Annotated in this window: 6 protein-coding genes; 4 read left to right on the top strand and 2 right to left on the bottom strand. The window is 34.7% G+C overall.

From position 1 onward, the window contains the following. Positions 1-438: 438 nt before the first annotated feature. Positions 439-1035, bottom strand: coding sequence for a hypothetical protein (locus BLW20_RS14160; RefSeq protein ID WP_091102803.1), 597 nt, complete (start codon positions 1033-1035; stop codon positions 439-441). Between the two features lie 101 nt (positions 1036-1136). Between BLW20_RS14160 and BLW20_RS14155 the strand changes: the two genes are divergently transcribed. Then, a complete protein-coding gene (locus BLW20_RS14155; protein WP_091102800.1) occupies positions 1137-3155 on the top strand; it encodes a M3 family metallopeptidase in 2019 nt (672 codons plus the stop codon). Positions 3156-3187: 32 nt separating this feature from the next. Here BLW20_RS14155 and BLW20_RS14150 read toward each other — a convergent pair whose 3' ends face one another. Beyond that, positions 3188-4465 (bottom strand): cation:proton antiporter, encoded by a 1278-nt coding sequence (locus BLW20_RS14150; protein WP_091102797.1) that lies wholly within the window; start codon positions 4463-4465, stop codon positions 3188-3190. A gap of 132 nt (positions 4466-4597) precedes the next feature. Between BLW20_RS14150 and BLW20_RS14145 the strand changes: the two genes are divergently transcribed. From BLW20_RS14145 to BLW20_RS14135, 3 genes are all read left to right on the top strand, one after another. Then, positions 4598-5170 carry a Crp/Fnr family transcriptional regulator gene (locus BLW20_RS14145; protein WP_091102789.1) on the top strand — a complete coding sequence of 191 codons (573 nt, stop codon included), beginning with the start codon at positions 4598-4600 and terminating at the stop codon, positions 5168-5170. A gap of 74 nt (positions 5171-5244) precedes the next feature. After that, complete coding sequence (locus BLW20_RS14140; protein WP_091102785.1) at positions 5245-5688, top strand: VOC family protein; 444 nt, start codon at positions 5245-5247, stop codon at positions 5686-5688. Positions 5689-5699: 11 nt separating this feature from the next. Beyond that, positions 5700-6623: a DinB family protein gene (locus tag BLW20_RS14135; RefSeq protein ID WP_091102782.1), complete on the top strand. Its 924-nt coding sequence runs from the start codon at positions 5700-5702 to the stop codon at positions 6621-6623. Positions 6624-6823: the final 200 nt, after the last annotated feature.

Here is a 6823-nt window from a genome sequence, read left to right as displayed (position 1 = left end):
ATATTTAATTGGTTGACTACTTCGTTAACCAATCGAACGGGATGGTTTTGAGGAATTTTATTAAAAATATCTTCAGAAAAAAGACTTGGACTATTGGCCGGTAGCGACTTAAAGCGTATTTTTGACTTGTTTATCATAACGAGCTCAAGATACATATTTTGAGGGTATAAACACAAAAAAAAATCCCGAAAATTTTCGGGATTTTTGCGTTTTGTGACTTTTTAGACAGCCTCTATGTTATTGATAAAAATTTTACCTACAAGGTCAAAAAGACCTTGCAGGAGTAAAAAAACCTTAGATTAATTTAAATCTTTACCAAGTTGCATAACTATTATAATAAAATTTTTGTGCTTGTGTAAGGTAAAAAGCATCTGTTATTTGAGCATCAATTTCATTGATTAAAGTAAATAGTTCCTTTTTCAACTCTGGTTTTTCAGTTTAATGAATATCAAATGTATTTTCTAACCTGTCAGTAACAATTTGTTGTAATGCTTGCTTAAATAAATCTTTTTGTTTAGTAATATCGTATTTTACTGTAAAATCTTTTCGCGTTAAAGCGTATAAATAAACCGCATATTCTGCTTCGCCAAAAGTACGTCTGTACAAGTGCGTATATCCTGAACCGCCACCATTCAGCAAGCTAAATATTCTGTTTAATCGAGTATAAATAATCATTATTTTGTTACGTTGATGATCAAAATCATCATCAATTTTATACATTTCGTTGGTGTAGCTTAGAAAATAAGCGTAATATAAATAATAATCATCCTGCCCTACTTCGCTCGTAAATTGTTCATCTGAATTTTTCACGTAAGTATTATCTGGTTCAGTTGGAAATTCAACAAAAAACTCGGGATGCTTACTTACTACGTCATTAAAATCCTCTTTCAAAACATACACAATATCGCCTTCAAAAGAAGCCAATAAAACAGAGTCTTTAGTTGTATAATATTTTTCAGGATTAAATGGAATATTTTGCCCAAAACTTATCGAGTAAAGGAAAATGACAAAAACAATAAATAGATAATTCTTCATAAGTAAAGCTTAAAAATCGAATGTAAGAAATTTTCATTTAGCTTTAATATTTCATTAACGATAAAATCTGTAATTTTAAAATTTAATCTTTAAAGCAAATTATGAAAAATATATTATTAACCGCCTTTGATACCGCTCCGTTTTCTCAAATTAATACACAAGATTACGAACCAGCTTTTAATCAGGCGATTGCCGATGCCAAACAGGAAATCCAACAGATTATAGAAAACAAAGATACTGCCGATTTCAAAAACACCATTGAAGCCATGGCTTTTTCGGGTATGCAGTTAGATCGTATTTCGAACATCTTTTTCAACCTGAATTCGGCAGAAACCAATGAAGATCTGCAAAAAATTGCACAAATCATAGCACCGAAACTGTCTGCTTTTAGCAACGATATTTCTTTAAATCCGGATTTATTCGCTCGGGTAAAAGCTGTTCATGACACTGTTGGTACAAACACACTAACTACCGAGCAAAAAATGTTGTTAGACAAGACATACAAAGGCTTTGTACGCAACGGAGCTTTATTAAACGAAACCGACAAAACCAAACTTCGTGAAATTGATGGACAATTGGCTGTTTTATCACTGCAGTTCAACGAAAACGTTCTGGCTGAAACCAATGCGTATCAACTGCACATTACAAACGCAGAAGATTTAGCCGGATTACCAGACGGTGTTATTGAAGCTGCTAAAAATCTTGCCGAACAAGAAAAAAAAGAAGGCTGGGTTTTTACGTTAGATTATCCAAGTTACCTGCCTTTTGTAACCTATGCAAAAAACCGTGAATTACGTAAAGAAATCGCTGTTGCAAATGGCAAAAAAGGTTTTCAAAAAAACGATTACAACAACGAAGAAATTGTTCTTAAAATTGTAAAATTGCGTAACCAGCGTGCACAATTATTGGGTTATCAAAACCACGCCGCTTTTGTCTTGGAAGAACGAATGGCACAAAATCCGGAAAACGTTTTTAATTTTCTTAATGAATTATTGGAAAAAGCAAGACCTGCTGCCGATAAAGAATTTGAAGAATTATCTGCTTATTCAAAAAAATTAGATGGAATTAATCGATTAGAAAAATGGGACGGAAGTTATTACAGTGAAAAATTAAAACAAGAGCGTTTTAATTTAGATGACGAACTGCTGAAACCTTATTTTCAATTAGAAAATGTATTGTACGGTGCGTTTGAAGTGGCTAACAAATTATACGGACTAACATTTACCGAAGTTCACAACATTGACAAATACCACGAAGATGTTCAAACCTTTGAAGTGACTGATGAATCTGGAAATTTAGTCGCTGTTTTCTATACTGATTTTTTTCCGAGAAAAGGCAAACGCAACGGGGCATGGATGACATCGTTTAAATCGCAATGGATTAAAGATGGCAAAAACGAACGTCCGCATATTTCTATTGTATGCAACTTCACACCTCCCACTCCGTCAAAACCATCGTTACTAACGTTTAACGAGGTAACCACTTTGTTTCACGAATTTGGTCACGCTTTACACGGAATGTTAGCAAATACCACATATCCATCACTATCAGGCACATCGGTTTATTGGGATTTTGTAGAACTGCCAAGCCAGATTATGGAAAACTGGGTATATGAACCCGAAACATTGGCATTGTTTGCCAAACATTACGAAACAGGCGAAACCATTCCGCAAAAATATATTGAGAAAATAAAAGAAAGTGCAAATTTCTTAGAAGGATTAGCCACCGTACGCCAATTAAGTTTTGGTTTGCTGGATCTGGGCTGGCACACAACCAATCCATCAGCTATCAAAAGTTTAAAAGAGTTTGAAAACAAACAATTTGCCTCTACTCAATTGTACCCTGATGTAGCAGAAAATGCCATGAGTACCGCTTTCTCACATATTTTTGCAGGTGGATATGCTGCAGGATATTACTCTTACAAATGGGCTGAAGTTTTAGATGCCGATGCATTTTATTATTTTAAACAAAATGGAATTTTTAATAAAAAAATTGCTACAAAATTTAAGGAAAATGTATTATCGCAAGGTGGAACAGATCACCCAATGACGCTTTATAAAAAATTCCGCGGACAAGAACCTTCGCCCGAGGCGTTATTAAAACGTGCCGGATTAATATAAAAAAAACAGCAACCGAAATGGTTGCTGTTTTTTTATGCTGCTTCATTAATATCAGCAGGTTCATCATCTTTTAAAACTTTTTTGGCAACTTTACCAACAGTTAATCCTTGTACAACAATTGAAAACAGAACTACAATATAGGTAACTTCCAGCAAAATATCTTTTATATCGCCAACAGAATTGGGTATGCTCATTACTAATGCAATAGATACACCGCCCCGGATTCCTCCCCAAACCATTGTGGTTAACGAACCTTTGGAATAGGTATTTTTACGCAATATGGTACTTGCCGGTATAAAAATAGCTAAGCTTCGTGCCAGTAAACAAATAAAAACAGCAATAACACCTAACAGTAACTGTTCTTGTAAATCAGGTAGCATTAACAATTCAAAACCTATAAAAAGGAATAAGATTGCGTTTAAAATCTCATCAATCAGTTCCCAGAATTTGCTTAAATAGTCGCGGGTGGTTTCGCTCATTGCAACCGATTTTCCATAATTACCGATAATCAACCCGGCAATTACCATGGCAAGTGGCGATGAAAAATGTAATTGTTTGGCAATTAAAAATCCGCCCATTACAATAGACAGCGTGATAAGAACCGATACTTTATAATCATCAATTTTTTTCATTACGTTACTGGCTGTAAATCCTAACAAAGCACCTAACAGAATTCCGCCACCGGCTTCAAGCAAAAACAATTTTGAAACAGAACCAAACGTGGCATCAAAGCTGGTATCTGTTGCCATTTTTAACACCACGGCAAACATTACCACGGCTACACCATCGTTAAAAAGTGATTCTCCGGTAATTTTTGTTTCGATCATTTTTGGAACTTTGGCTTCTTTCAAAATTCCCAATACAACGATAGGATCGGTTGGTGAAATTAACGTTCCAAACAACAAACAATAAATAAAAGGTATTTCGAGTCCCAGCATTGGTGCAACAGTATAAAACAAACCGGCGATAATAAATGCCGACAACACCACGCTGACGGATGCGTAAGTTAAAATAGGCCATTTGTGCTCACGCAGATCCGAAATATTAATATGCAAAGCACCGGCAAATAACAGGAAGTTAAGCATGGCACCCATAAGAATTTCGGTAAAATCAAACTCGCGGATTAGTTGAAAGAATTCTTGAGTTGTTTCAGGAAAATATTGATCGCCCACCAAACGTATCGCTACCGATACCAACATAGCAATAATCATGATACCTATGGTTCCGGGTAATTTTAAAAAACGTAAATTTAAATAAGCAAAAAACGAGGCGAGTACGATTAAAACTGAAAACGTGTAGTATAATTCCATAAAATAATTGATTTTTGCTAAATTACATCTTTTTTACTTTTTTTTAATCGTTAAAAGGATTTAAAATCCTATTTTTAACAAGTTGTATTTGTTTTTTTATTCTATCTTCAAAGTTTTAAATTACTAAAAAACATGTTGCTATCCGTTATAAAAAAGTGCTATCAGAATGAACATTTAACAGAACAAGATTACGAAACCATTTTAAACAAACATCGTATCATATCGCATGAAAAAAGTACTTTTTTGTTGCAACAAGCTCACTTTTTAAACTGCTATTATATCTTAATTGATGGAACAGTGCATGGTTTTGTAAATGATTCTAACGGAACCCAGATTACGATAAATTTATACACCAGTCCCGAAGTGGTTATCGATGTAAACGCGTTGTTTCAGAAGAAAAAAACGGTCGAAAACTGGCAATGCCTCACCAATTGTACTTTACTCTGCATTTCGTTTGACGATTTTCAGGAATTGTTTCACAACATTTATGGTTTCAGGGAATGGGGACGCACCTGGATGTCAAACGCTCTTTTTGAATTAAAAGAACGCAGTATTGAAATGTTAACTTTATCGGCTACAGAACGCTACGAAAAACTTTTGGAACAGAAACCTCATATTTTCCAAACCGTTCCTTTAAAATATATCGCCTCCTATTTAGGCATCACAGACACCTCTTTAAGCAGAATCAGGAAAGATTTAAAATAAAACTTGTCTTATGGCAAGATATTTTTTGTTCGCTATTTTTACTTTTGAAAGTACATACTAAAAAACCAGAAATTATGGCAAAAATTCACGCTTATTTAAATTTTAACGGAAATTGTGAAGAGGCTTTTACCTTTTACGAAAAAGTATTTAACACGCAAAGCACAGGAACATATCGTTTTGGAGATATGCCCGAAAATCCGGAATTTCCAGTGAACAATGAAGACAAGCAGAAAATCATGCACACGGCAATTATGATCAATGACAGTACCATGTTAATGGGTTCGGATTGTATCGAAGGATTTGGTCAGAAAATTATCAACGGTACTTCAACGTACATCATGCTTGATACTGAAACAGCTCAGGAGGCAAAAGACTTGTATCAGGCGTTAAGTGAAAATGCCCTAAATATCGAAATGCCTTTAGGCGAGCAGTTTTGGGCAGAGTTGTACGCTTCTTTTCAAGATCAATTCGGTATTTGCTGGATGATTCACTTTGAAGGAAATAAAAAAATGCAATAAAACCATAAGCTATGAAATTTTTAAAATACACCCTTTTTACCATTTTAGGCATTATCGCTTTACTGCTAATTGTAGCTTTGTTTGTTCCAAAAACATTTCATGCAGAAGGAACCACCGTTATCAATAAACCCAATGCAGAAGTTTTTAATTATGTAAAACACGTTAAAAATCAGGAAAATTTTGGTGTTTGGTTTAAAATGGATCCCAACATTAAAGTAACCGAAGAAGGAACAGACGGAACCGTAGGCTATAAATACAAATGGACAAGCGATGAAGTGGGCAACGGTTCACAGGTTATTACCGGAATTGAAGAAAACCAACGCATAACGATTGATCTCTTTTTAATGGATGGAACAGAACCCGCAAAATCATATTTTAAAACGGAAGCTGTTGCAGATAATCAAACCAAAGTAAGCTGGGTAGTTGATGGTAAAACGCCTTATCCATTCAATTTGATTAGTCTTTGCTACAACATGAATAAAGATTTTGAACAAGGCGTTCAAAACCTGAAAGAAGTTTTGGAAGCTCAGGAAAGCCCCTATGCATTTGCTTTAGATTATTATGACGAAACCTTTAATACTCTAAAAAAAAGTGTTTCAGGATTAACCAATGAACAACTGCACTTTAAACCATCTAAAGAAGCATGGAGCATTAGTCAATGTCTGGAGCATATCATCCTTACAGAAAATATGATTTTCAAAATGGTAAAAGAAAATATGGAAAAACCTTTGAACCCAGAACGCAGACAAGAGATTAAATTTTCCGACAGCGAAATCATAGCAATGGCTACCGATAGAAGTACAAAATACAAAGCTCCTGAAATGCTTATTACTAAAGGAAAATACGACGATCCTGAAACTGCCATGAACGACTTGAAAGTACAAAGAGAAAACATTTATTCTTTTACACTACTAAACGGGCAATCTTTCAAATAGGGCAAAATTAGTTGTTAATCTATTGAATATCAATACATCTTTTTAGTTTCCCCAAAACCCACCTCCCCCTTATTTTAGAACAAAGAAGTCTGAAGGCAGGGTGATTTATTTCGCTTTTTTCGTTTTTGGTATGTCCTTCGGCTATTTTGCACCATCCAAAACACATCAACGTGGCTGATCAGGTGTATTCTGACCAATGC

It is taken from the genome of Paenimyroides marinum (assembly GCF_900108395.1).
GTDB classification, from domain to species: Bacteria; Bacteroidota; Bacteroidia; order Flavobacteriales; family Flavobacteriaceae; genus Flavobacterium; species Flavobacterium marinum.
Note: the sequence above shows the minus strand (reverse complement) of the source record. Positions and strands in the feature narration are given on the sequence as shown.

What these genes read in the sequence shown, in the direction of transcription:
- BLW20_RS14160 (WP_091102803.1), bottom strand. Translation starts at nt 1,035, where the DNA reads ATGAAGAATTATCTATTTATTGTTTTTGTCATTTTCCTTTACTCGATA.
- BLW20_RS14155 (WP_091102800.1), top strand. Translation starts at nt 1,137, where the DNA reads ATGAAAAATATATTATTAACCGCCTTTGATACCGCTCCGTTTTCTCAA.
- BLW20_RS14150 (WP_091102797.1), bottom strand. Translation starts at nt 4,465, where the DNA reads ATGGAATTATACTACACGTTTTCAGTTTTAATCGTACTCGCCTCGTTT.
- BLW20_RS14145 (WP_091102789.1), top strand. Translation starts at nt 4,598, where the DNA reads ATGTTGCTATCCGTTATAAAAAAGTGCTATCAGAATGAACATTTAACA.
- BLW20_RS14140 (WP_091102785.1), top strand. Translation starts at nt 5,245, where the DNA reads ATGGCAAAAATTCACGCTTATTTAAATTTTAACGGAAATTGTGAAGAG.
- BLW20_RS14135 (WP_091102782.1), top strand. Translation starts at nt 5,700, where the DNA reads ATGAAATTTTTAAAATACACCCTTTTTACCATTTTAGGCATTATCGCT.